The sequence below is a fragment of the Thermosynechococcus sp. QS41 genome, from assembly GCF_031583515.1.
Lineage (GTDB): Bacteria > Cyanobacteriota > Cyanobacteriia > Thermosynechococcales > Thermosynechococcaceae > Thermosynechococcus.
This window is the reverse complement of record NZ_CP134181.1, coordinates 1,076,492-1,101,215: the sequence shown is the minus strand read 5'-3', so window position 1 is coordinate 1,101,215 and position 24,724 is coordinate 1,076,492. Positions and strand designations below refer to the sequence as shown.

The 24,724-nt window shown below is 53.2% G+C and carries 18 protein-coding genes; 16 read left to right on the top strand and 2 right to left on the bottom strand.

The genetic code is table 11. From position 1 onward, the window contains the following. Nucleotides 1-210 precede the first annotated feature (210 nt). The 7 genes from RHJ80_RS05135 to RHJ80_RS05105 all read left to right on the top strand — a co-directional run bounded on the left by RHJ80_RS05135 (nt 211) and on the right by RHJ80_RS05105 (nt 5,658). The gene (locus tag RHJ80_RS05135) at nt 211-1,251 is read left to right on the top strand and encodes a LysR family transcriptional regulator (RefSeq protein WP_206201356.1); all 1,041 of its coding nucleotides are present in this window, start codon (nt 211-213) and stop codon (nt 1,249-1,251) included. Between the two features lie 106 nt (nt 1,252-1,357). Continuing rightward, a complete protein-coding gene (gene rpsO, locus RHJ80_RS05130) occupies nt 1,358-1,627 on the top strand; it encodes a 30S ribosomal protein S15 (protein WP_206201355.1) in 270 nt (89 codons plus the stop codon). Between the two features lie 5 nt (nt 1,628-1,632). Then, nucleotides 1,633-2,097 carry a PAM68 family protein gene (locus RHJ80_RS05125; protein WP_310801597.1) on the top strand — a complete coding sequence of 155 codons (465 nt, stop codon included), beginning with the start codon at nt 1,633-1,635 and terminating at the stop codon, nt 2,095-2,097. 151 nt (nt 2,098-2,248) lie between these two features. Beyond that, nucleotides 2,249-2,806, top strand: coding sequence for a methanogen output domain 1-containing protein (locus RHJ80_RS05120; RefSeq protein WP_302679025.1), 558 nt, complete (start codon nt 2,249-2,251; stop codon nt 2,804-2,806). A gap of 34 nt (nt 2,807-2,840) precedes the next feature. Next, nucleotides 2,841-3,863 carry a diguanylate cyclase domain-containing protein gene (locus RHJ80_RS05115; RefSeq protein WP_310438440.1) on the top strand — a complete coding sequence of 341 codons (1,023 nt, stop codon included), beginning with the start codon at nt 2,841-2,843 and terminating at the stop codon, nt 3,861-3,863. Nucleotides 3,864-4,010: 147 nt separating this feature from the next. Next, complete coding sequence (petH, locus tag RHJ80_RS05110) at nt 4,011-5,171, top strand: ferredoxin--NADP reductase (RefSeq protein ID WP_310438441.1); 1,161 nt, start codon at nt 4,011-4,013, stop codon at nt 5,169-5,171. 202 nt (nt 5,172-5,373) lie between these two features. Then, nucleotides 5,374-5,658: a hypothetical protein gene (locus RHJ80_RS05105; protein ID WP_149821604.1), complete on the top strand. Its 285-nt coding sequence runs from the start codon at nt 5,374-5,376 to the stop codon at nt 5,656-5,658. On the opposite strand, the gene RHJ80_RS05100 is transcribed toward RHJ80_RS05105, so the two are convergent. Beyond that, complete coding sequence (locus RHJ80_RS05100; protein ID WP_310801596.1) at nt 5,655-7,031, bottom strand: isochorismate synthase; 1,377 nt, start codon at nt 7,029-7,031, stop codon at nt 5,655-5,657. The genes RHJ80_RS05105 and RHJ80_RS05100 overlap by 4 nt on opposite strands. 128 nt (nt 7,032-7,159) lie before the next feature. Here RHJ80_RS05100 and msrB point away from each other — a divergent pair, with 128 nt between their 5' ends. The 9 genes from msrB (at nt 7,160) to RHJ80_RS05055 (ending at nt 23,439) form a co-directional block, all read left to right on the top strand. Beyond that, nucleotides 7,160-7,564 carry a peptide-methionine (R)-S-oxide reductase MsrB gene (gene msrB, locus RHJ80_RS05095; RefSeq protein ID WP_206201348.1) on the top strand — a complete coding sequence of 135 codons (405 nt, stop codon included), beginning with the start codon at nt 7,160-7,162 and terminating at the stop codon, nt 7,562-7,564. Next, the gene (locus RHJ80_RS05090) at nt 7,564-9,744 is read left to right on the top strand and encodes a GAF domain-containing protein (RefSeq protein ID WP_310801595.1); all 2,181 of its coding nucleotides are present in this window, start codon (nt 7,564-7,566) and stop codon (nt 9,742-9,744) included. Before msrB ends, RHJ80_RS05090 begins: the two co-directional genes overlap by 1 nt. Before the next feature lie 288 nt (nt 9,745-10,032). Further along, nucleotides 10,033-10,602, top strand: coding sequence for a cell division protein SepF (locus RHJ80_RS05085; RefSeq protein ID WP_206201346.1), 570 nt, complete (start codon nt 10,033-10,035; stop codon nt 10,600-10,602). Next, nucleotides 10,577-11,398, top strand: a complete 822-nt coding sequence (gene proC, locus RHJ80_RS05080; protein WP_206201345.1) for a pyrroline-5-carboxylate reductase — start codon at nt 10,577-10,579, stop codon at nt 11,396-11,398. Before RHJ80_RS05085 ends, proC begins: the two co-directional genes overlap by 26 nt. A gap of 6 nt (nt 11,399-11,404) precedes the next feature. Beyond that, on the top strand, nt 11,405-11,845 hold the full coding sequence (locus RHJ80_RS05075) for a hypothetical protein (RefSeq protein ID WP_302676591.1): 441 nt from the start codon (nt 11,405-11,407) through the stop codon (nt 11,843-11,845). Next, entirely contained in the window at nt 11,842-12,732 is an 891-nt protein-coding gene (gene dapA / locus RHJ80_RS05070; protein ID WP_302679018.1) for a 4-hydroxy-tetrahydrodipicolinate synthase, read from the top strand. The genes RHJ80_RS05075 and dapA overlap by 4 nt, the downstream gene beginning before the upstream one ends. 59 nt (nt 12,733-12,791) lie before the next feature. After that, a complete protein-coding gene (locus tag RHJ80_RS05065) occupies nt 12,792-14,537 on the top strand; it encodes a ribonuclease J (protein WP_206201342.1) in 1,746 nt (581 codons plus the stop codon). Nucleotides 14,538-14,809: 272 nt separating this feature from the next. After that, a complete protein-coding gene (locus RHJ80_RS05060) occupies nt 14,810-23,116 on the top strand; it encodes a hypothetical protein (protein ID WP_310801594.1) in 8,307 nt (2,768 codons plus the stop codon). Then, complete coding sequence (locus RHJ80_RS05055) at nt 23,053-23,439, top strand: HEAT repeat domain-containing protein (protein WP_302679016.1); 387 nt, start codon at nt 23,053-23,055, stop codon at nt 23,437-23,439. The genes RHJ80_RS05060 and RHJ80_RS05055 overlap by 64 nt, the downstream gene beginning before the upstream one ends. Here the strand turns inward: RHJ80_RS05055 and RHJ80_RS05050 are convergent. Next, nucleotides 23,419-24,705 (bottom strand): AMP-binding protein, encoded by a 1,287-nt coding sequence (locus RHJ80_RS05050; protein WP_310801593.1) that lies wholly within the window; start codon nt 24,703-24,705, stop codon nt 23,419-23,421. The two genes, RHJ80_RS05055 and RHJ80_RS05050, sit on opposite strands and share 21 nt — an antisense overlap. Nucleotides 24,706-24,724 lie beyond the last annotated feature (19 nt).

Sequence of the window (24,724 nt, the reverse complement as noted above, 5' to 3'; positions counted from 1 at the left end):
CTCCCCAGCGCAATAATGTAACAACATGTAACAAAAGTCAGCGATCGCGCGGGGGAAACTGAACCCTTACAATAGGTTTCAGATGTGCTATTTTGCGTCACTGGCAAGCCAAACTCAGCTTTCTTGTGCGGGGATAGATATCAATTGGGCATGATTCCTGATAAGTTCAGAAAAACGCCTCTTAGTGGCACGCCTATGGCCTCAATGCCTATGTCCGAACTGCCCTTTTCCCTTGATCAATTGCGCATCCTGAAGGCGATCGCCCTCGAAGGAAGCTTTAAGCGAGCCGCTGACAGCCTTTACGTCTCCCAACCCGCAGTGAGTTTACAGGTGCAAAACCTTGAGCGCCAACTGGATGTTCCCCTATTTGACCGCGGAGGACGCCGCGCCCAACTCACCGAAGCCGGACAACTCCTACTGGCTTACGGCGATCAAATTCTCTCCCTGTGCCATGAAGCCTGCCGTGCCATCGAAGACCTACAAAAATTGCAGGGGGGGACATTGATCATTGGAGCCAGCCAAACCACCGGCACCTACCTGATGCCCCGCATGATTGGGCTATTTCGCAGCAAATATCCCGAAGTCGCTGTTCAACTGCATGTGCATTCCACCCGCCGCACCTGCTGGAGCTTGGTCAACGGTCAAATTGATCTGGCAATTATTGGTGGTGAAGTTCCCTCAGAACTCAGCGAGCAAATTACCGTCACCCCCTATGCTGAGGATGAACTGGCACTGGTCTTACCCGTGGATCATCCCTTGGCTAGTGCCGAAACCCTCACCAAAGAAGACTTGTACAAGCTGGGCTTTATTGCTCTCGATGCCCAATCCACCATTCGTAAGGTGATTGATCAGGTACTGCAGCGCGCCAACATTGACCCTCGCCGCCTGAAGGTGGAGATGGAGCTGAATTCCATTGAGGCCATTAAAAACGCCGTGCAGTCGGGCTTGGGGGCTGCCTTTGTCTCCATTTCCGCCATTGAGAAGGAGTTACAACTGGGGAGCCTACGGCGGATGGGTATCGAAAATGTGGTGGTGAAACGCACCCTGTCACTGATTACCAATCCCAATCGCTACCGATCGCGGGCAGCCGAGGTCTTCTGCCGTGAAATTCTCACCCAATTTGCCACCTTTGCCATTGATACAGAACTGACAACGGCCAAGTCCCCCATCTCCGATAGTGAAAAACCCCTTAAGGAACTGCTGACGATCGCCCCCCTTGAGGAAAACAGCACCAATGTCAGTAATTCTTAGGGCGACGCAGTGGCAGCCAACAGGCAGAATAGTCGCGCTCAGGAGAGTTTATTATTTCAAAAGATCGGAGTATGATAATAGATCGCGCTGTTCATAACTGATGACCATGGCCCTGCAACACGACATTAAACAAGAAATCATCAACACCTACCAGATCCACGGTACCGATACTGGCTCTGCGGATGTCCAAGTTGCCATCCTCACGGAGCGGATCAAGCAGCTTTCTGAGCATCTCAAGGCGAATAAAAAAGATCACGCCTCTCGCCGAGGACTGCTGAAAATTATTGGCCGTCGCAAGCGGCTACTGGCCTATATCCATCGCCACGATGCCCAGCGCTATCGCCAACTCATTGAACGTCTAGGAATTCGGGGTTAAAGACGATGGCAAAACGGTTGGATCTGCCTTTTGAGCCTAAAAAGAAAAAAGGAGCAACCAAGTCTGCCAAAGCTCCTGCTGCCGCAGCCGTCCGTTCTAATACCCCAAAATCCCCAGCCAAGCCAGCCAAAAAAAGTACAGGTATTCCAGAAATTGTCAGCCAACGCATGGTTACCCGGATGGCAATCTGCTGCGGTACCCCCACGCTTTTGGGATTGATGACGTTTCCCCTGAGCTATTTGGTCGTCCACGAGGGCTGGTTCAAGTTGCCCAATGTGGCAGTGGTTATCGTTAGCTTAGGCCTGTTTGGCCTTGGGGCGCTGGGACTGAGCTATGGCATTCTTTCTGCGTCTTGGGATGAGCACGAGCAGGGAAGTTGGCTCGGCTGGCGAGAGTTTCGCACCAATTTTGGTCGTGTGGTCGAGAGTTGGCAGGCCTATCAGGCTCAGCGATCGCAAAATGCCGAGTGAGCGCACCCCTTGAGACGAGGAGCAGCTTCTGATTAAAAAATCAAAAAAGTATAAAGAATTCTTGATGAATTCCAGTTGCTTTTCTCGATTTATTTACTATACACTCGGGCAGTGAGGGTCGCTTAACCGCCGTTCCCTGAGGGCACTACCCATGACAGCCACTGAACCGTCCCCTGTTGAGACTCCCATAGAGATAGGGAATCTGCAAATCAGCCTACAGTCCTCGAGCTTTCTGCAAAATTTGCTGGGGTTGGTAGCGGAGACGCTAGAAGATGTCGTGGGTCTCGATGATGCCTCTGGGTTTATTGCCCTTGTAGGGCAGCAAATGGGCAATCAAATCAACGCTCTCTACACTCAAGCCCTTGGCGATCGCCCCCTTGATGCCAAGACGGTTGCCCAAATTCTTGTGGATCTCAAAAATCGCATTGAAGGGGGATTTTTCCTGATTGAGCAGGATGAGGAACGTATTATCTTAGGGAATCAGCGTTGCCCCCTTGGCAGTGGCGTGGTGGGTCATCCCTCGTTGTGCATGATGACCTCAAATGTGTTTGGCGTGATTGTGGCGCACCATTTGGGCTATGCCAAGGTCTGTATTGAAAAGGCGATCGCCAATGGGGATCAAGGGTGCCACGTGGTGATCTATACCCAACCTACTGCTGCGGCCTCAGCGGCCAAGGGGCGAGAATACTATCGCATTGAGTCAGTCTAAGCCAGTCAAGTCCTTACATTCCGGCGGGGTTAAGATGAGCGACTTTACACTCGATATTGGCGCATGGATCGATCTGTTGCCAGAGCCAACGCTGGTCATGAATGTCCAAGGCCAAATTGTGGCCATTAACCCCAGTGGCCGTGAATTTTTTGGCAGCAGCGTACTTGATCGCAACCTTAGGGAACTGGTCGCCACTCCCCCAGAGAAACTCAATAAATGGCTGCCCCTCTGGCAACAGGCCACCCAAATGGTACCCGGCAGCCTCCGCAGCCACCAAGGCCAAAAAATCGAAGTGGAAGCCGTGGGTATCCACCGTTGCCAGCCCCCCTTGATTCTCCTGCGCCTGTTTCGCCAGCCCCGTTTTCTGCGACAGTTCATCGTCCAACGGCAGCAGTTTCAGCGCTTGCAAGAGCAAATGGCCCGGCAAACAGCTCTAATTGTGGAGCTACAGCAGCGGCAAAAACAGCTAGAGGCGGAAAATCGCCACCTACAGGGGGTCTCACAGCAAGATAGCCTGACTAAATTGGCAAATCGCCGTGCCTTTGAAGCCTGTCTGCGGACAGCTTGGCGGGAATCGGCCACCACCCATACCCCCTTTGCCATTGCCCTGCTGGATATTGATCACTTCAAGCGCTATAACGACACCTACGGCCATTTGGCGGGCGATCGCGCCCTGCAACGGGTAGCCCATGCCATTAAATCCCAAGTGCGGGAAGCTGATCTCGTGGCTCGCTATGGCGGTGAAGAGTTTATTCTCCTGTTGCGCCACACCCACCATGATGTTGCCATTTGTGTTTTAGAGCGGATTTTTAACTACATTCGCAGCCTAGGGATTCCCCATGCCAGTTCACCAGTGCAACCCTACCTCACCGTCAGTGCCGGCATTTGCATCGTGAGCGCCACCCTTAGGGACTGCCCAATGGCGGAGCTGGTAGCGACTGCTGATGCTGCCTTGTACGAGGCCAAACGCTCAGGGCGCGATCGCTATGTGTTACAAACCTATGCTTGGATGAGTGCGCCTGTCTCTTCCAGCCAAGAAATTCAGCCCTACCCCTAGGGAAAGCCCCTGTAGCTGCCTCTGCTAGATATAATGTGGGTGGCCAAAGCACGGCAATCCCCTAGCCAAAACGTGATAGTTGATCGCGGTTGGGACGTTGTGTTGCAGAATGTAAAGCTGAGTAAATTTTTGGAGATCGTGTAGCCCATGTACAATGCGACGAATTCTGGCAGTCGGATGTTTCGCTATGAAGTGGTGGGACTGCGACAAAATGCCGAAACCGATAAAACCGACTATGCCATCCGCAACAGTGGCAGTCAATTTTTCAACGTTCCCTATGACCGCATGAATCAGTTTATGCAGCAGATTACCCGCTGGGGGGGCAAAATTGTCAGCATTCAACCCCTCGATGGTACGGCTGCGCCCTTGGCTGCCACCACGGAACCCGTATCCAATAATAGTGCTGCCCCAGTTAAAGAAAAGAAAGTTGATATTCCCGTCAATATCTATCGTCCCAATAATCCCTGCATTGGTAAGGTCATTTCCAATGAAGAGTTGGTGCGCGAAGGGGGCGAGGGAACCGTCAAGCATATCATCTTTGACATCTCTGGTACTGAGTTGCGCTATCTCGAAGGCCAAAGTATTGGCATTATTCCTGCGGGTACTGACGCCAACGGCAAACCCCACAAGCTGCGCCTCTACTCGATTGCCTCGACCCGCCACGGTGACTTTCAAGATGACAAAACCGTCTCCCTGTGTGTGCGGCGCCTAGAGTACAAGGACAAAGAAACCGGCGAAACCATCTATGGGGTCTGTTCTTCTTACCTGAACCAACTGCAACCTGGCGATGAAGTGAAAATCACTGGGCCCGTGGGTAAGGAAATGCTCCTGCCCGATGATCCAGAAGCAACGATCATTATGTTGGCAACAGGAACGGGGATTGCCCCCTTCCGTGCCTTTTTGTGGCGCATGTTCAAAGAAAATAATCCAGACTATCAATTCAAGGGTCTGGCATGGCTCTTCTTTGGCGTTGCCTATACCGCGAATATCCTCTATAAGGATGAGTTAGAAGAACTGCAGGCGAAGTATCCCGATCAGTTCCGCCTCACCTATGCCATTAGCCGTGAGCAGAAAACCCCCGACGGCGGCAAGATGTACATCCAAGGTCGCATTGCTGAGCATGCGGATGAGATCTGGCAACTCCTGCAGAAGAAAAACACCCATGTGTATATTTGTGGTCTGAAGGGGATGGAGCCGGGTATTGATGAAGCAATGGCAGCAGTGGCTGCCAAAAATGGTGCCGACTGGCAAGAGTTCCTCAAGGGCACGCTCAAAAAAGAAGGCCGTTGGCACGTGGAAACCTACTAGGGAGATCAGTTGGGGGGCGATCGCCCCCTTTTTTCCTCAATGCCAAGTGCCCTTTGGATCTGTCAGGATAGAAGTAAATCACCTGATCGAGCTGTTACTGAGAAATCAATGTGTGGCGTAGGGTCGCTAAAATGTAACCTATTTAACGCCAAGTCATGAGCATTCTCGTATTCTTCTAATGGTGAGTACCCAGCGATCGCCTATGATTTATCCTCGCTTTCTGCGCAAAGCCTACCGTAAAGAACCCATCTCCGCCTTCCTTCTGCTAATGGGAGGTGTGGATTCAACCATTGGTGGCTTGGGGGGCTACAACGGTCTGCTGCTATTGGGTCTAGGTTTGATGGGCAGCGCGCTGCTCTATCGCCTGCTCCAGCGATCGCCCGAACGTCCTCTCCCTGAGAAAGTGCCCCAGTATGCGCTGCCGCCCCAATCCTCCCAGCCCTTGCCGATGCTGACGATGAGCAAAAAACAGCCCCCCCTGCGCTAAGCCAAAGCCGAGATCATCGTCTGAAATTTCCACAGGATTTCCTGCCATTCCCGTTCCGGGTGAGAGCCTTTGACAATCCCCGCCCCAGCAAAAAGATGGGCATGGTTGCCCTGAAGGTGGGCAGAGCGAATTCCGACAATGAATTCCCCTTCTCCGCTGGGTGTCACCCAACCAAGGGGAGCAGCATAACCATTGCGATCAAAGGGTTCCAGTTGCCGCAGCCAGTCCTGTGCCCGTGAAGCAGGATACCCCGCCACTGCGGGCGTTGGATGTAAGGCCGCCACCCCTTGGAGAATATGAATGGGTTGCGGCAGCGGAGCCTGAATCAGCGTTTGCAGATGTTGGATATGACTTAGCTCAAGGATGTGCGGTTTGGGAGGCACCTCACAGGTCATGCCCAACTGTTGGAGGGTTTGGCAGAGAAATTCAACAATGACCTGATGCTCGTAGCGTTCCTTGGGGCTGTGGTAAAGGCCATTGCGCAGGCTTTGATCCTCCTGTTGGGTTTGCCCACGGGGACGGGAACCCGCCAAAGCATCGGCACAGAGAACGCCATCGGCAATCTTGACCAAGCGTTCGGGACTCGCCCCCAAAAAGACCTGCTGCCCCTCTTGGCCAACACTAAAGATGTAGCAATTGGCGTACTGCTGACGCAGATTTTGCAACGTTCCCAGCCAGTTGAACCCGTGAGGCTGCTCTAGGGTGAGGGCAGCGGCCAAAACCAATTTTTCGAGGTCTCCCTCCTCAAGGAGCTTGAGAGCCTGCTGGACACTGGTAATAAATTGCCCGTATTGCTCAGCTAGAGGCGGTAGGGCGATCGCCAGTGGTGGTGGACAGGGGGGCGGATCAGCCAGAATGTGGGTCAGTGCCCGCTGCACTAGTTGCCAGTCTTGCCAGAGGCGATGGGGTGTACTGGTCTCTAAGGCACAACTAAGGGTGAGCCAAACCTGATCCAGACGCTGAATCACCTGCCAGCGGGGTAAGAACCCCCAGTTAGAGCCTAGGTGATCCCAAAAACTAAATTGACAGAACAGGCGCGGTTCGGCTGGAGCGATCGCCCACACTCGGCTGAGGATTTGTTCACTAAAACGCTGGAGTTCCCCAAACCGTTGATGTCCCTGAACACTGCGGGTCGCCACCGCACCACAGGCAGCAACAATCTCTCCCGCTTGCTCAAGGTAAAAATGCTCACTTTCGCCACTGACCTGCATCAGGCCAGCCAACAGCATCAGGGGATCAACGGTGGGTAAGGAGATGCCTAAACTGAGGAACTGACAATTGGCCTGCTGTGCTGCCTGCATTCCAGCGCTGACCTGAGTATAAAACTCGGACTCAGAGGCCAAATCAAAAGTAAGGGGCAGCGAAACGGGCATAACCAAACAAGGTCAAGATTGCCCTTACATTTTCCCCTTGGCAGGGAACCTTTGGCAAAAAGACTGGAACTTCCCTGTCTGCCTGAGTATGCTGAGGAGTAGGATCACGGTCTATTTCTGAGGCAAACATGGCTAAGGTTGTGAAAACAGATGCGGAATGGCAAGCTCAACTTACCCCTGAGCAGTACTATGTCACCCGCAAGAAGGGAACGGAGCGCGCCTTTACGGGCTGCTACTGGAATAACAAAAAGCCCGGACTCTATCGCTGTGTCTGCTGTGGCACGCCGCTCTTTCGCTCTGAGACCAAGTATGACTCTGGCAGTGGCTGGCCGAGTTTTTGGCAACCCCTTGACCCCAAAAATATCCGCATGGAGCGGGATCTGTCCCATGGCATGGTGCGCACAGAAGTTCTCTGTAATGTCTGTGATGCCCACCTTGGCCATGTCTTTGAGGATGGCCCGCCACCCACGGGACTGCGCTACTGCATTAACTCAGCGGCACTGGAATTTATCCCTGACTCTGCCGCCTCTTGATGACCCCCGTGATTGAACAACTGCAAAGTCTCAACCGCATTTTGGTAGAACTGGCGCGGCGGCAGCCGTTCCACGGAGCAAACTTTGAGGAGATTTTGCAGGACATTCTCTGGACGAGTGCCCGCAGTCTCAATGTGGCACGGGTGAGTCTGTGGTTTTATTCGGGCGATCGCCAGCAAATTCAATGTGTGCAGTTGTTTCAGCAGTCGCCCCAGGCCTTTACGGTGGGGATGACCCTCACCGCTAGTCATTACCCCGAGTATTTTGCTGCCCTTGAACAGGAGCGCACCATTACGGCCCATGACGCTTGGCACGATCCCCGCACGCGGGAGTTTCGCAAGACCTATTTAGAACCTCTTGGCATTACCTCGCTGTTGGATGTGCCGATTTGGGTTGAAGGGAGCATGATTGGCATCCTCTGCCACGAACACATTGGTTCACCCCGCCAGTGGACTATTGCCGAAGAGCAGTTTGCCGCTTCCCTCGCGGATCTGGTGTCTTTGGTGGTAGAAAGTCGCGATCGCCACCGTGCCCTCAGAGCACTAGAGGAAAGTGAAGCCCGCTTAGCCACCTTCTTTCAAGCCACCTCTGAGGCAGTAATCATCCATGAGCAGGGGACAATTCTTGATGTCAACGCCGCAACTGAACGGCTGTTTGGCTATACGGCTTCAGAACTAGTGGGGCAGTCGGTGTTGTTGCTGACCCATCCAGAGGCGCGATCGCTGATTTTAGAGCGAATTCAGCAGCCCATTGATGTTCCCTTTGAAGCCCTTGCTCGCACCAAAAGTGGTGAAGCACTGATTGTTGAGGTTCAGGGAAAATCCATTCTCTATCGGGGGCGCTGGGCGAGGGTGGTGGGAATACGGGATATTACCCAACGCAAAACCGCTGAACAGAACGTACAATTGGCTGCCCAACGGCAACAACTGCTGGCGGAAATTGCCCTGCGCATTCGCCAAACGCTGGAATTGCCAGAGATTCTCAATACCACGGTGGTGGAAGTGCGCCGCTATCTCCTCAGCGATCGCGTGTTTATTGTCTCTTTTGATCCGAGGACAGAGGAGATTCAAGTGGTGGCGGCGGCGATGGCGCCCCAGTGGCACACGAATCTTGAGGCTCTCCTGCAAAACGTGCATTACCGTTCACGGCTGCTGACCACACCGGCCACACTCTCCTGCGAGCGAGAAATGCTTGATCCCCATCTGCGACAGGTGTATGCAGCGCACCATATCCAGTCTTGTCTGCTGATTCCGATCCAACATCAGCCCCAGGGCCTGTGCTTTTTACTGGGAGTCCACCAATGTGACCGCCCGCGACAGTGGCAGCCCTACGAGCGCGCTTTTTTGGAGCAGTTGGCGACTCAGGTGGCGATCGCCCTGCAACAAGCAGAACTTTATCAACAACTGGCGGCCTTGAATGCCAATTTGGAACACCAAGTGGCAGAACGCACCGAGCAGTTGCAGCAAAAAATGCGTGAACTAGAGGAACTCAACCACCTCAAGGATGTCTTTTTGCACGCCGTGTCCCATGATTTACGCACCCCTGTCCTAGGTACCCTGATGGTCATTAACCATCTCTTGCAGAACAACACCAGCGACACGATTCCTGTGCCCCGCAGCACCTTGACCTGTATTCAGCATAGCCAGCAGCGGCAACTACATCTGATTGAAACACTGCTGCATATTGACGTGGATCAGCAACCTTCCCTCTCTTTGGCGATCGCGCCCACATCCTTAGCCACGCTTGTCAAGGAGATCTTGGTGGAGCTACAACCCCTGCTCCAGAAAAATAAAGCCACCGTGAAACTTGATATCCCCTCCACGTTGCCCCTTGTGCCTGTTGATCCTATGCAACTGCGGCGAGTCTATGAGAATTTGATCACCAACGCCCTCAAACACAATCGTCCCGGGATCACCATCACCCTGACGGCAGAGGAACAGGGAGATAGCCTTTACTGCACCGTCAAGGATAATGGCGTCGGCATCCGCCCTGACCAGCGATCGCACCTTTTTGATCTCTATTATCGTGGCGGTGCAAACCAGCATCGCACGGGCATTGGTTTAGGTCTGTATCTCTGCCGAGAAATTATTATCGCTCATGGGGGTGAAATCGGCGTCAAAGAGGGCGATGCGCAGGGAGCGACGTTTTGGTTTCGGATTCCCTTAGCCAACCCAATTTAGAGCATTGTTACCCTTGACAAACCCAAGGAAAAGCGAGAGACTTAAGGCCAACTTCATCGTTTTCTCCCGGTTTCCTGTAAAATGGCCAGTTGAACCTTTCTGTTTTAACTCAACTCTCGTGGGCGTTTGTGCATAGGTTCCCTTTTAGCCACGAAACTAGGATTGTTAAGACATGAAACATATCATCTGGCTTTTATCCCTCTGACCTGTCGCGGTGACTCCGCTACGGCACGTCAGAAAACTCTTACAACTCATACATTTATTTATTAGGAGCAATAGTGAGTCGTTATGTTGGGCAAACTCCGTGACCTCATGGGTCTAACCCCAGAGACTGACATCTACGATGAGGAATACCCTCAAGGAACGGCACGAACGCTAACCACGGAACCGGAGGTGGAACCGCTGCCCGCATCGCGGCCAACCCTGAGTCATGACTTTGACACTAGTCCGTCTCCCTCAGTTGCCACTGGTTCAGTGCCGACGGGATCAGCTCCTTCGAATGTGATTGGGATGCCCAATGCCGGTCGTTGGTGGGGGGCAGTGGCGGAAGTTTTGGTGATGCAGCCCCGCAGTTTTAGTGAAATGCCTGAGGTGATCAAGGCTCTTAAAGAGCGGAAGTCTGTGGTGCTAAATCTGACCTTGATGGAGCCGGAGCAAGCCCAACGCTCAGTGGATTTTGTTGCCGGTGCCACGTTCACGATTGATGGTCACCAAGAGCGTATTGGTGAAAGCATTTTCCTGTTTACACCGAGCTGTGTGCAAGTGAGTACGCAAGTGGGTGGCGTTCGCCCAGCTACCACACCTGTTGCCCCCCCACCCGCTTGGGGGATGAATGCCCAACAACAGCGTAGTGCCTAGGGTGCCGGCTCTTGGGATCATTGGCTGTGGCCGCATGGCGGAGGCAATGCTTTCGCGGTTGCTGGCAGATGGTCTCTTGCCAGAGCAGGTGTGGGTATCGGCGCGATCGCCTCAGCGGCAGCAGTATCTAGCCCACACCTATGGGGTCAGGGTGACAACGAACCTAGAAGTCGCTACAGCTGAAACGCTCCTACTGGCGGTCAAGCCACAGGTCTTTGCCGATATTGAGTCAGAACTGGCGGATACGCCGGTAGCTCAGGGCACTGGCGTTGCCCTTTCCATTATGGCAGGGATCAACAGTGGGCGGCTGCGGCGACTGTTTCCCCAGCGGTTGATCTTTCGGGCGATGCCGAATACACCAGCCCAAGTGGGCGCCGGCGTGATTGCCCTTGTTAGCGATAGTGCCGCCAGTGAACTGGAGATTCGCAAGATTAAGAATTTGTTAGGGGTACTGGGGCAGGTGGTGGCTGTCAGTGAAGGGCAAATGGACGCAGTCACCGCACTTTCTGGCTCAGGGCCTGCCTTCGTTGCCCTGATGGTGGAGGCACTATGCGATGCGGGGGTGGCAGTGGGGCTATCGCGATCGCTGACACAGGAACTCGTTTATGGCACAATAGCAGGCACAGTACAATTACTTAATGAGCGCGGGCTGCATCCGGCGCAACTCAAGGATGCGGTCACCAGTCCTGCGGGGACAACCATTGCGGGTCTCGAAGTACTGGAAGCTGCTGGTGTGCGTGGAACCCTCATGCAAACGGTAAAAGCGGCCTACGAGCGTGCCCAAGCCCTCAACTAAGTGCCTATGCCCAACTCTGCCACAACCGTTGACCCCCCCGCCATTGAAGGCTTAGATGTGAAGGTGGTGTTCATTGACTACTTTGCCTGTGTCACTGCCATCACTGCCTTGAGTTTGAGCCAAATTTGCCACTGGAGTCTGTTGTCTCCCCTGCCCTACCGTTGGGGACTAGTCGTGGGGGTCGTCGTGGGAGCGATCGCGGCCTATTGGCATCACACGAAAGTTCTGGCGGTGTCACTGCCACAAATGCCACAACTGGAGGCATGGCTGAGGAATAACGGCTATGGAAGTGTAGAGACCGACAATAATTTGGCGATTTACCGATCGCCCCAAAGCTGGCGACGCGGAGCCATTATTTTAGAAACCTTGGGCGATCGCCGGCGCGTGTACAGCCGCGCGGTTACCATTGGGCAACTACAACGGGACTTGGCTGAGGGTGGACTGTGACTGACTTTGGACGTGTGATTACCGCCATGATTACGCCATTTACAGAGGATGGCGCGATCGCCTACGATGTGGCGGCAGAACTGGCACAGCACCTTGTGGCCAACGGTTCCGATGGTATTGTTGTTTGCGGCACTACCGGCGAATCCCCCACCCTCACTTGGGAAGAGGAATTTCAACTCTTTCAAACAGTGCAGCAGGCTGTGGCAGGCAAAGCCAAGGTGATTGCAGGTACGGGTTCCAACTCCACTCGTGAAGCCATTCATGCCACGGCAAAGGCCGCAGAACTCGGCCTCGATGGTGCCCTCTTGGTGGTACCCTACTACAACAAACCCCCCCAAGAAGGACTCTATGCCCATTTTCAGGCGATCGCCAAGGCAGTGCCGGACTTTCCCCTCATGCTCTACAACATCCCCGGCCGTACAGGGCAAAATCTACTCCCTGAAACCGTCATCCGCCTTGCCGAATATCCCAACATTATTGCCATCAAAGAGGCCAGTGGCAACCTTGACCAAGCCAGCACCCTTCGTGCCCAGCTGCCGCCACATTTTCGCATTTACTCTGGGGATGATTCCCTAACGTTGCCATTGCTGGCCGTGGGTGGTTATGGTGTCGTCAGTGTGGCCAGTCACCTTGTTGGTCGACGGATTCAAGAGATGATCCAAGCTTTTATCCAAGGCGACACAGCAACAGCGACTGCTATTCATTGTCAACTATTGCCCCTGTTCAAGGTTTTATTTGTGACGACGAATCCGATTCCGATCAAAGCTGCCCTCAGCCTGCAAGGTTGGGCGGTGGGTGCTCCCCGACTGCCCCTCACGTCTGCGAGTGACGCTGTGATTGACCAATTGAAGCCTGTTTTAGATGCTCTTGGCCTACTGAAGTCTTAAGACAACGCTGGGCATTTCCCAAGCTGCACCTTTTTTGTTGTTTCATCGTAAGGAGACCTATGAGTCAATCCGCTGCAACTGCTGCCCTAAAAATTATTCCCCTCGGTGGGCTGCACGAAATTGGCAAGAACACCTGTGTTTTTGAATTCCAAGATGAAATTATTTTGCTGGACGCAGGGTTAGCTTTTCCCACTGATGGCATGCATGGGGTCAATATCGTCTTACCCGATATGACGTACCTGCGGCAAAACCGCGAAAAAATCAAGGGGATGATTGTGACCCATGGTCATGAAGATCACATTGGTGGCATCCCCTTTCATCTCAAGCAGTTTGATATTCCCGTCATCTATGGCCCTCGCCTTGCCATGGCGTTGCTGCAAGGGAAACTCGAAGAGGCAGGGGTTGGCGATCGCACCGAACTGCGCACGGTACAGCCGCGGGAGATGGTGCGTTTGGGCAAAAACTTCCTTGTGGAGTATATCCGCAATACCCATTCCATTGCCGATAGCTTCTCCGTGGCGATTCATACCCCCATTGGCGTGATTATCCACACCGGGGATTTCAAATTTGACTTTACCCCCGTTGATGGCGAGTGCTTTGACATTCAGCGGCTGGCAGAACATGGAGAAAAGGGGGTTCTCTGTCTCATTAGTGACTCCACCAACTCGGAAGTGCCCGGCCACACCCCCTCGGAGCGATCGGTGTTTCCCAACTTGGATCGTGCCTTTAGCCAAGCAGAGGGGCGGATTATTTTTACCACCTTTGCCTCTTCGGTACATCGCCTCAGTATGGCCTTGGAATTGGCGCAAAAGCATGGCCGCGTGGTTTCGGTCTTGGGGCGATCGATGCTCAATGTCATTGCCCATGCGCGGCAGTTGGGCTACATTCACTGCCCAGACGATCTCTTTGTGCCACTGCACATGATGCACAAGTACCCCGATCATCAGGTGATGTACCTGACCACTGGCTCCCAAGGGGAACCTCTGTCTGCTCTGACGCGGATTTCCAAAGGGGAACACAACAAAATTAAAATTCGCCCCGGCGATACTGTGATTCTCTCGGCTCACCCCATTCCGGGGAACACGATTGCCGTGGTCAACATGATCGATCGCCTGATGATGCAAGGCGCCAAAGTCATCTACGGTCGCGAACAGGGCATCCACGTCTCTGGCCATGCCTGCCAAGAGGATCAAAAGCTAATGCTGGCCTTGACGAAGCCCAAGTTCTTTTTGCCCGTACATGGCGAGCACCGCATGCTGGTGAAACATGCCCAAACGGCTCAGAGCATGGGCATTCCCCCGGAGAATATGGTGATTATTGACAACGGCGATGTGGTGGAACTCACCCGTGACTCGATTCGGGTCGTCGATAAGGTGCCTGCTGGTATTGAGTTACTGGATCGCGGTGGCATTGTCAAAGCCCATGTGCTGCAAGAGCGACAACAACTGGCTGAGGAAGGCATTATCACCGTGGCGGTGGCGGTGGGTACTGATGGCAGTCTGAAAGCTACTCCTGAAGTCCACCTGCGGGGTGTGGTCACGGCGATTGAGCCACAGGCTTGGCAGGCTTGGGTACATGCCACGGTCGAAACTGCTTTGAGCGATCGCTGGAGTGAATATGCCCGCAACGGCGATATCGATTGGGCAGGGGTCAAAGCCCACATTGAACGGGAACTGGTGCGACTGGTGCGCCGTGAACTTCAGGGCAATGCCTCAGTCCTATTGCTTCTGCAACCCATCGAAGTCACCCCCACTGTGACGACAGGAATTCGGCGGCGTCGCAGCACCGCTTCTGTGGTTGGCTAGCATCAAGCCCCTTGGGCAGGAGAAGGTGCCTATTTTGTAGGGCATCCCTGCCCGTTTATTTTTGTTGCCGCTGCGCTAGCTAGCGTTGAAACGCTCGGGGGCTTTCAGTTGATTTCTTGCCGAGCAATAACCCCTCAACACGTTCAACTGATTAGGAAGCAACTCAACCATAGTTAACAACTAAAGCTAGAATTACAATAACTGACTAGTACCAATGTCGCAAATAAAAACTGTGGCGCGCAATGGATATTGATTACTTTGATCTTAATTCGATGACTACTGCAGCTCAGCATCCTGACCCTTGTGTGCGTCGGCAGGTAGCGCAGTCTGCTACTACTTCACCAAACATTTTGCGGATGTTGGCCAATGACCCCCATGAAAAAGTGCGCCTTGCGGTTGCTGCCAATGGCAATACCCCTGCTGAAGTCCTAGAGGCTTGGCTATCGGAAGCTCAAAGCAATAAACCGTTAGCAAAAGCTCTTGCCCAGAACCTCAGTGCATCCCATACTCTCCTGACAACTTTAGCACAACATCCAGCGGCCAATGTCCGCCGTAAAGTGGCGATGAATCCCCAGACCCCTCCAGCGACCCTCTATAAACTAGCTGAGGAATTTCCGGCGGCAGTAGCTCGCAATCCTGGGATGAAACTCCTTGTGCTCCAAGACAGTGAACGACAGAGCATTAGTGATGAAACCTTAATACGAATATTAAAGCTTACAGAGCCGCCGACTTGGGCATTGACAGTTGCAGTTCAGCGTCAAAGCGCAAAAGTAAGACAGCAGGCGGCTAGGGCAACAACGATTCTTCCTGAACTCCTCGAAACCCTTGCGAAGGATGAGAATAGGGATGTCCGCCAAGCGGTAGCGGGGAACCCGAATACTCCTGCTTCTGTTTTGGAAACCCTTGCGAAGGATTTGTATTTGGATGTTCGTGAAGCAGTAGCGGGGAACCCGAATACTCCTGCTTCTGTTTTGGAAATCCTTGCTGAGGATGAGGATAGCGATGTCCGCAGAGCAGTAGCGGGGCACCCGAATACTCCTGCTTCTGTTTTGGAAACCCTTGCGAAGCATTGGTATGTCCGCGCAGCAGTAGCGGGGAACCCGAATACCCCTGTCTCACTCCTCGAAACCCTTGCGAAGGAGAACGATTTGATTGTCTGCGGAGCAGTAGCGGGGAACCCCAATACTCCTGCTTCTGTTTTGGAAACCCTTGCGAAGCATTGGTATGTCCGCGCAGCAGTAGCACGGAACCCGAATACCCCTGTCTCACTCCTCGAAACCCTTGCGAAGGAGAACGATTTGATTGTCTGCGGAGCAGTAGCGAGGAACCCCAATACTCCTGCTTCTGTTTTGGAAACCCTTGCTGAGGATGAGGATAGCGATGTCCGCCAAGCGGTAGCGGGGAACCCGAATACTCCTGCTTCTGTTTTGGAAACCCTTGCTGAGGATGAGGATAGCGATGTTCGCCAAGCGGTAGCGGGGAACCCGAATACTCCTGCTTCTGTTTTGGAAACCCTTGCTGAGGATGAGGATAGCGATGTTCGCAGAGCAGTAGCGAGGAACCCCAATACTCCTGCTTCTGTTTTGGAAACCCTTGCGAAGCATTGGTATGTCCGCGCAGCAGTAGCACGGAACCCGAATACCCCTGTCTCACTCCTCGAAACCCTTGCGAAGGAGAACGATTTGATTGTCTGCGGAGCAGTAGCGAGGAACCCCAATACTCCTGCTTCTGTTTTGGAAACCCTTGCTGAGGATGAGGATAGCGATGTCCGCCAAGCGGTAGCGGGGAACCCGAATACTCCTGCTTCTGTTTTGGAAACCCTTGCTGAGGATGAGGATAGCGATGTTCGCCAAGCGGTAGCGGGGAACCCCAATACTCCTGCTTCTGTTTTGGAAACCCTTGCGAAGGATGAGGATAGCGATGTCCGCAGAGCAGTAGCAGAAAGACCTGAAATTGTTTCGTTGATTGAGGAGGCTAAGAGCAACGACACCTCTACCATCCGACTAGCAGAGCTAGCTAGCCACTTTTATACGGGTGTTTGCGCAGCAGTAGCACGGAACCCGAATACTCCTGCTTCTGTTTTGGAAATCCTTGCTGAGGATGAGGATAGCGATGTCCGCAGAGCAGTAGCAGAAAGACCTGAAATTGTTTCGTTGATTGAGGAGGCTAAGAGCAACGACACCGCTACCATCCGACTAGCAGAGCTAGCTAGCCACTTTTATACGGATGTTCGCGCATCAGTAGCGGGGAACCCGAAGACGCCTACTTATGCCCTCGAAATCCTTGCTGAGGATGAAGCTCAGGATGTTCGCGCGGCAGTAGCGGGGAACCCGAAGACGCCTACCTATGCCCTCGAAATCCTTGCGAAGGATGAATATGAGGCTCAGGATGTTCGCGCATCAGTAGCGGGGAACCCGAATACCCCTGTCTCACTCCTCGAAACCCTTGCGAAGGATAAGGAGAGTGATGTTCGCCAAGCGGTAGCGGGGAACCCCAATACTCCTGCTTCTGTTTTGGAAACCCTTGCGAAGGATTTGTATTTGGATGTTCGTGAAGCAGTAGCGGGGAACCCCAATACTCCTGCTTCTGTTTTGGAAATCCTTGCTGAGGATGAGGCTCAGGATGTTCGCGCAGCAGTAGCGGGGAACCCGAATACCCCTGTCTCACTCCTCGAAACCCTTGCGAAGGCTGAGGATAGCGATGTCCGCAGAGCAGTAGCGGGGAACCCCAATACTCCTGCTCCTGTTTTGGAAACCCTTGCTGAGGATGAGGCTCAGGATGTTCGCGCAGCAGTAGCGGGGAACCCGAATACCCCTGTCTCACTCCTCGAAACCCTTGCGAAGGCTGAGGATAGCGATGTCCGCAGAGCAGTAGCGGGGAACCCCAATACTCCTGCTTCTGTTTTGGAAACCCTTGCGAAGGATGAGGATAGCGCTGTTCGCAGAGCAGTAGCAGAAAGACCTGAAATTGTTTCGTTGATTGAGGAGGCTAAGAGCAACGACACCGCTACCATCCGACTAGCAGAGCTAGCTAGCCACTTTTGTACGGATGTTCGCGCAGCAGTAGCGGGGAACCCGAATACTCCTGCTTCTGTTTTGGAAACCCTTGCGAAGGATGAGGATTGGGATGTTCGTAAAGCAGTAGCAGAAAGACCTGAAATTGTTTCGTTGATTGAGGAGGCTAAGAGCAACAACACCGCTACCATCCGACTAGCAGAGCTAGCTAGCCACTTTTGTACGGATGTTCGCGCAGCAGTAGCGGGGAACCCGAAGACGCCTACCTATGCCCTCGAAATCCTTGCTGAGGATGAAGCTCAGGATGTTCGCGCGGCAGTAGCGGGCAACCCGAAGACGCCTACCTATGCCCTCGAAATCCTTGCTGAGGACGAGGCTCAGGATGTTCGCGCAGCAGTAGCGGTCAACCCGAAGACGCCTGCCTCTGCCCTCGAAACCCTTGCGAAGGATAAGGAGAGTGATGTTCGCGCATCAGTAGCGTGGAAGCCCAATACTCCTGCTTCTGTTTTGGAAACCCTTGCGAAGGATTTGTATTTGGATGTCCGCCAAGTGGTAGCGGCGAACCCCAATACTCCTGCTTCTGTTTTGGAAACCCTTGCTGAGGATTGGTATGTCCGCGCGGCAGTAGCGGGGAACCCCAATACTCCTGCTTCTGTTTTGGAAACCCTTGCTGAGGATAAGGAGAGTGATGTTCGCAGAGCAGTAGCGTGGAAGCCCAATACTCCTGCTCCTGTTTTGGAAACCCTTGCTGAGGATAAGGAGAGTGATGTTCGCAGAGCAGTAGCGTGGAAGCCCAATACTCCTGCTCCTGTTTTGGAAACCCTTGCTGAGGATAAGGAGAGTGATGTTCGCAGAGCAGTAGCGGGGAACCCCAATACTCCTGCTCCTGTTTTGGAAACCCTTGCGAAGGATGAGTATTGGGCTGTTCGCGCAGCAGTAGCGGGGAACCCCAATACTCCTGCTTCTGTTTTGGAAACCCTTGCGAAGGATTGGTATTGTCGTGAAGCAGTAGCGGGGAACCCGAGTACCCCTGTCTCACTCCTCGAAACCCTTGCGAAGGATTCGTATTGTCGTGAAGCAGTAGCGGGGAACCCGAAGACTCCTGTCTCACTCCTCGAAACCCTTGCTGAGGATAAGGAGAGTGATGTCCGCCAAGCAGTAGCGGGGAACCCGAATACCCCTGTCTCACTCCTCGAAACCCTTGTGAAGGATAAGGAGAGTAATGTTCGTGAAGCAGTAGCGTGGAACCCGAATACCCCTGTCTCACTCCTCGAAACCCTTGCGAAGGAGAACGATTTGATTGGCTGCATAGCAATAGCAGTAGCAAAAAGACTGTTGATTGAGGAGGCTAAGAGCAACGACACTGCTACCACCCGATTAGCAGAGCTAGCTAGCCACTTTTATACGTTTTATATTTATACGGATGTTCGCGCAGCAGTAGCGGGGAACCCCAATACTCCTGCTCCTGTTTTGGAAACCCTTGCGAAGGATTTGTATTTGGATGTTCGCCAAGCGGTAGCGGGGAACCCCAATACTCCTGCTTCTGTTTTGGAAACCCTTGCGAAGGATTGGTATTGTCGTGAAGCAGTAGCAAGAAGACCTGAAATTGCTGCTTTAATCACGGAAGCTAACAGTGGCAACACTTCTACAGACCGACTAGCTGAACTAGCTAGCCACTTTTGTACGGATGTTCGTGAAGCAGTAGCGGGGAACCCGAAGACTCCTGTCTCACTCCTCGAAACCCTTGCGAAGGATTCGTATTGTCGTGAAGCAGTAGCGGGGAACCCGAAGACTCCTGTCTCACTCCTCGAAACCCTTGCGAAGGCTGAGGATAGCGATGTCCGCCAAGCAGTAGCGGGGAACCCCAATACTCCTGCTTCTGTTTTGGAAACCCTTGCTGAGGATGAGGAGAGTGATGTCCACCAAGCAGTAGCGGGGAACCCCAATACTCCCGCCTCTGCCCTCGAAACCCTTGCTGAGGATGAGGATAGCGATGTTCGCAGAGCAGTAGCACGGAACCCCAATACTCCCGCCTCTGCCCTCGAAACCCTTGCTGAGGATGAGGATAGCGATGTTCGCAGAGCAGTAGCACGGAACCCCAATACTCCTGCTTCTGCCCTCGAAACCCTTGCTGAGGATGAGGATAGCGATGTTCGCAGAGCAGTAGCACGGAACCCCAATACTCCTGCTTCTGTTTTGGAAACCCTTGCGAAGGATTGGTATTGTCGTGAAGCAGTAGCAAGAAGACCTGAAATTGCTGCTTTAATTACGGAAGCTAACAGTGGCAACACTTCTACAGACCGACTAGCCGAACTAGCTAGCCACTTTTGTACGGATGTTCGTAAAGCAGTAGCGGGGAACCCCAATACTCCTGCTTCTGTTTTGGAAACCCTTGCGAAGGATTGGTATTGTCGTGAAGCAGTAGCAAGAAGACCTGAAATTGCTGCTTTAATTACGGAAGCTAACAGTGGCAACACTTCTACAGACCGACTAGCCGAACTAGCTAGCCACTTTTGTACGGATGTCCGCCAAGCAGTAGCGGGGAACCCCAATACTCCTGCTTCTGTTTTGGAAACCCTTGCGAAGGATGAGGATAGGGATGTTCGCAGAGCAGTAGCGGGGAACCCGAAGACGCCTACCTATGCCCTCGAAACCCTTGCGAAGGATGAGGATAGGGATGTTCGCGCAGCAGTAGCGGGGAACCCCAATACTCCTGTCTCACTCCTCGAAACCCTTGCGAAGGATTGGTATTTGAGTGTTCGTGAAGCAGTAGCAGAAAGACCTGAAATTGTTTGGTTGATTGAAGAGGCTAAGAGGAACGACACCGCTACCATCCGACTAGCAGAGCTAGCTAGCCACTTTTGGACGGATGTTCGCGCAGCAGTAGCGGGGAACCCCAATACTCCTGCTTCTGTTTTGGAAACCCTTGCGAAGGAGAACGATTGGACTGTCCGCAGAGCAGTAGCAGAAAGACCTGAAATTGTTTCGTTGATTGAAGAGGCTAAGAGGAACGACACCGCTACCATCCGACTAGCAGAGCTAGCTAGCCACTTTTGGACGGATGTTCGCGCAGCAGTAGCGGGGAACCCCAATACTCCTGCTTCTGCCCTCGAAACCCTTGCGAAGGATGAGGATAGGGATGTTCGCAGAGCAGTAGCGGGGAACCCCAATACTCCTGCTTCTGTTTTGGAAACCCTTGCGAAGGATTCGTATTGTCGTGAAGCAGTAGCGGGGAACCCCAATACTCCTGCTCCTGTTTTGGAAACCCTTGCGAAGGATGAGGATAGGGATGTTCGCAGAGCAGTAGCGGGGAACCCCAATACTCCTGCTCCTGTTTTGGAAATCCTTGCTGAGGATGAGGATAGCGATGTTCGCAGAGCAGTAGCGGGGAACCCCAATACTCCTGCTTCTGTTTTGGAAACCCTTGCGAAGGATAAGGGGAGTAGTGTTCGTGAAGCGGTAGCACAGAACCCCAATACTCCTGCTTCTGTTTTGGAAACTCTTGCGAAGGATAAGGGGAGTAGTGTTCGTGAAGCGGTAGCACAGAACCCCAATACTCCTGCTTCTGCCCTCGAAACCCTTGCTGAGGATGAGGATAGATATGTTCGCAGAGTGGTAGCGCGGAACCCCAATACCCCTGTCTCACTCCTCAAAACCCTTGCGAAGATGAACAAATATTTTGTCCACTTCCTCAAAACCTTTACGAAGGAGAACGATTGGATTGGCCGCATAATATCAGCAGAAATCCGCATAGCAATAGCAGAAATACTTGAAATTGTTTCGTTGATTGAGGAGGCTGAGAGCAACGACACCGCTACCATCCGACTAGCAAAGCTAGCTAGCCACTTTTGTACATATGTTCGCAGAGCAGTAGCGGGGAACCCGAAGACTCCTGTCTCACTCCTCGAAACCCTTGCGAAGGATAAGAATAAGTATGTCCGTGAAGCAGTAGCGTGGAACCCCAATACTCCTGCTTCTGCCCTCGAAACCCTTGCTGAGGATGAGGAGAGTAGTGTTCGTGAAGCGGTAGCACAGAACCCCAATACTCGTGCTTCTGCCCTCGAAACCCTTGCAGAAGTAGCGGAAAACCCCAATACTCGTGCTTCTGCCCTCGAAACCCTTGCAGAAGTAGCGGGCAACCCCAATACTCCTGCTTCTGTTTTGGAAATCCTTGCTGAGGATGAGGATAGCGATGTTCGCAGAGCAGTAGCGTTGAACCCGAATACTCCTGTCTCGCTCCTCGAAACCCTTGCGAAGGATATGGAGGAGTATGTCCGCACAGGAGTAGCGGGGAACCCGAATACCCCCGTCTCACTCCTCGAAACCCTTGCTGAGGATGAGGATAGCGATGTTCGCAGAGCAGTAGCGGGGAACCCTAATACTCCTGCTTCTGTTTTGGAAGCCCTTGCGAAGGATTGGTATTTGGATGTTCGCGCAGCAGTAGCGCGGAACCCCAATACTCCTGCTTCTGTTTTGGAAATCCTTGCTGAGGATGAGGATAGCGATGTTCGCAGAGCAGTAGCGTTGAACCCGAATACTCCTGTCTCGCTCCTCGAAACCCTTGCGAAGGATATGGAGGAGTATGTCCGCACAGGAGTAGCGGGGAACCCGAATACCCCCGTCTCACTCCTCGAAACCCTTGCTGAGGATGAGGATAGCGATGTTCGCAGAGCAGTAGCGGGGAACCCTAATACTCCTGCTTCTGTTTTGGAAGCCCTTGCGAAGGATTGGTATTTGGATGTTCGCGCAGCAGTAGCGGGGAACCCCAATACTCCTGCTTCTGTTTTGGAAACCCTTGCGAAGGATAAGGAAAGTGATGTCCGCAGAGCAGTAGCAAGAAGACCTGAAATTGCTGCTTTAATCACGGAAGCTAACAGTGGCAACACTTCTACAGACCGACTAGCCGAACTAGCTGGCCACTTTTGTACGGATGTTCGCGCAGCAGTAGCGCGGAACCCTAATACTCCTGCTTCTGTTTTGGAAACCTTTGCGAAGGAGAACGATTGGACTGTCCGCGTGGCAGTAGCGCGGAACCCCAATACTCCTGCTTCTGCCCTCGAAACCCTTGCGAAGGATGAGGATAGTGATGTCCGCGCAGCAGTAGCACGGAACCCGAATACTCCTGCTTCTGTTTTGGAAAACCTTGCTGAGGATGAGGATAGCGATGTCCGCAGAGCAGTAGCAGAAAGACCTGAAATTGTTTCGTTGATTGAGGAGGCTAAGAGCAACGACACCGATACCATCCAACTAGCAGAGCTAGCTAGCCACTTTTGTACGGATGTTCGCGCAGCAGTAGCGGGGAACCCCAATACTCCTGCTTCTGTTTTGGAAATCCTTGCTGAGGATGAGGATAGCGATGTCCGCAGAGCAGTAGCGGGGAACCCGAATACTCCTGCTTCTGTTTTGGAAACCCTTGCGAAGGATGGGGATAGGGATGTTCGCAGAGCAGTAGCGAGCAACCCGAATACTCCTGCTTCTGTTTTGGAAACCCTTGCGAAGGATTGGTATTTGGATGTTCGCGCAGCAGTAGCGCGGAACCCGAATACTCCTGCTTCAGAGCAGTAGCGGGGAACCCCAATACTCCTGCCTCTGCCCTCGAAACCCTTGCGAAGGATGGGGATAGGGATGTTCGCAGAGCAGTAGCGAGCAACCCCAATACTCCTGCTTCTGTTTTGGAAGCCCTTGCTGAGGATGAGGATAGCGATGTCCGCAGAGCAGTAGCGGGGAACCCCAATACTCCTGCTTCTGTTTTGAGAACCCTTGCTATGGATGAGAATTGGGATGTTCGCAGAGCAGTAAAGGAGAACCCCAATAATCCTGCCTCATTCTTCGCAACCCTAGAAGATTTCTTGCCATTCTTAGAGTGGCTAGGTCTCAATCGAGGATAGTCGCACTTTTCCTTGGGGCGTGCGGAGAATTTGGGGCACAGAAATCCATTTCTTGGGGCATTTGTAGGCGCTGCACTGCTGTTTGAGCCATTGGCTGAGTTCCTCAGGGGAGGAGTCTCCCACATAGAGGGCAATGACTTGTTCGCCCCAGAGGGGGTCGGGTGCGCCATAGATATGGATGTCTTGGACAAGGCCACTGTTAAGGAGTAAGGTCTCTAACTCTTCGGGGTAGATATTCTCGCCACCACTGATGATTTTGCGGCTGCTGCGTCCCAAAATGTAGAGGCGATCGCCCCGCCATTCGCCGCGATCGTCTGTTTGGAAAATTTTCTCCCGAAATACCTGGGGGTAGTAGCCGAGGGCAAGGGAGGCGGCCTGAATCTGAATCTCGCCCGTAGGGGTTAAAGCAATCTGGGCATGGGGTAAGACCTGACCACAGGAGCGATCGCCCGCCAAAAATTCCCCCTGCCGTTGGGCACAGATCATGCCAGCAGTTTCTGTCATGCCATAACTGAGACATAGAGGCAAGCGCTGGGTTGCTGCTTCCTCTAATAGTTGCGACCAAGTGGGGCCACCGCCCACGAAAATGCCCCTTAAATCCGCTAGCCATGGCAGAGGGTCTGCAAGCACCTGTTGCAGTTGCCGCGGTACCAGAGACAGCCACAGATCAACATTGGCAGGAGGTGCCGTTTGCCGTAGATCCCGTAGATGGGTACCGAGATAGAGTTCTCCACCACTCCAGAGCGATCGCACCACGGGCATGAGACCACTGACATGGTACAAGGGCAAAATACTCAGACAGTAAATCGCCCCTTGTTGCAAATGGCGTTGCAGCCCCATCACTGCCGCCTGAAGGGTCGCCACCGTGTGAATTGCCCAGCGCAACCGCCCTTGAGTGCCGCCAGTGGGAATCAGAATCCAGCCCTGGGGCAATGGTTCTCCAGAACCTTGGGGGTCGAGGGGGGGCACCGTTCCCCAAGCCATGAAATTCTGGGGTAGGATCGCTGCCACCTGCTGCCACTCTTGGGACTGCCAGTGGGGATTGGCCAGTAATAGAGGCGTCCCTGTGGAGAGCGCTGCGAGAAAACCACTGAGAAACGAGAGGGGATCGGGTTCTGCGAGAACGAGGAGAGTGGGTTGTTGCTCTTGGAGTTGCTCTTGATAGTTGGCTAATTGCTCGAGGAGTCTGGCGGTAGCAATGTGCCATTGTCCGTTGTGGGGATACCACAGCCAGTGGGGGGCAATACTCGTAAGGTTTTGTAACAAATTTGTCCTACCCCTCCCT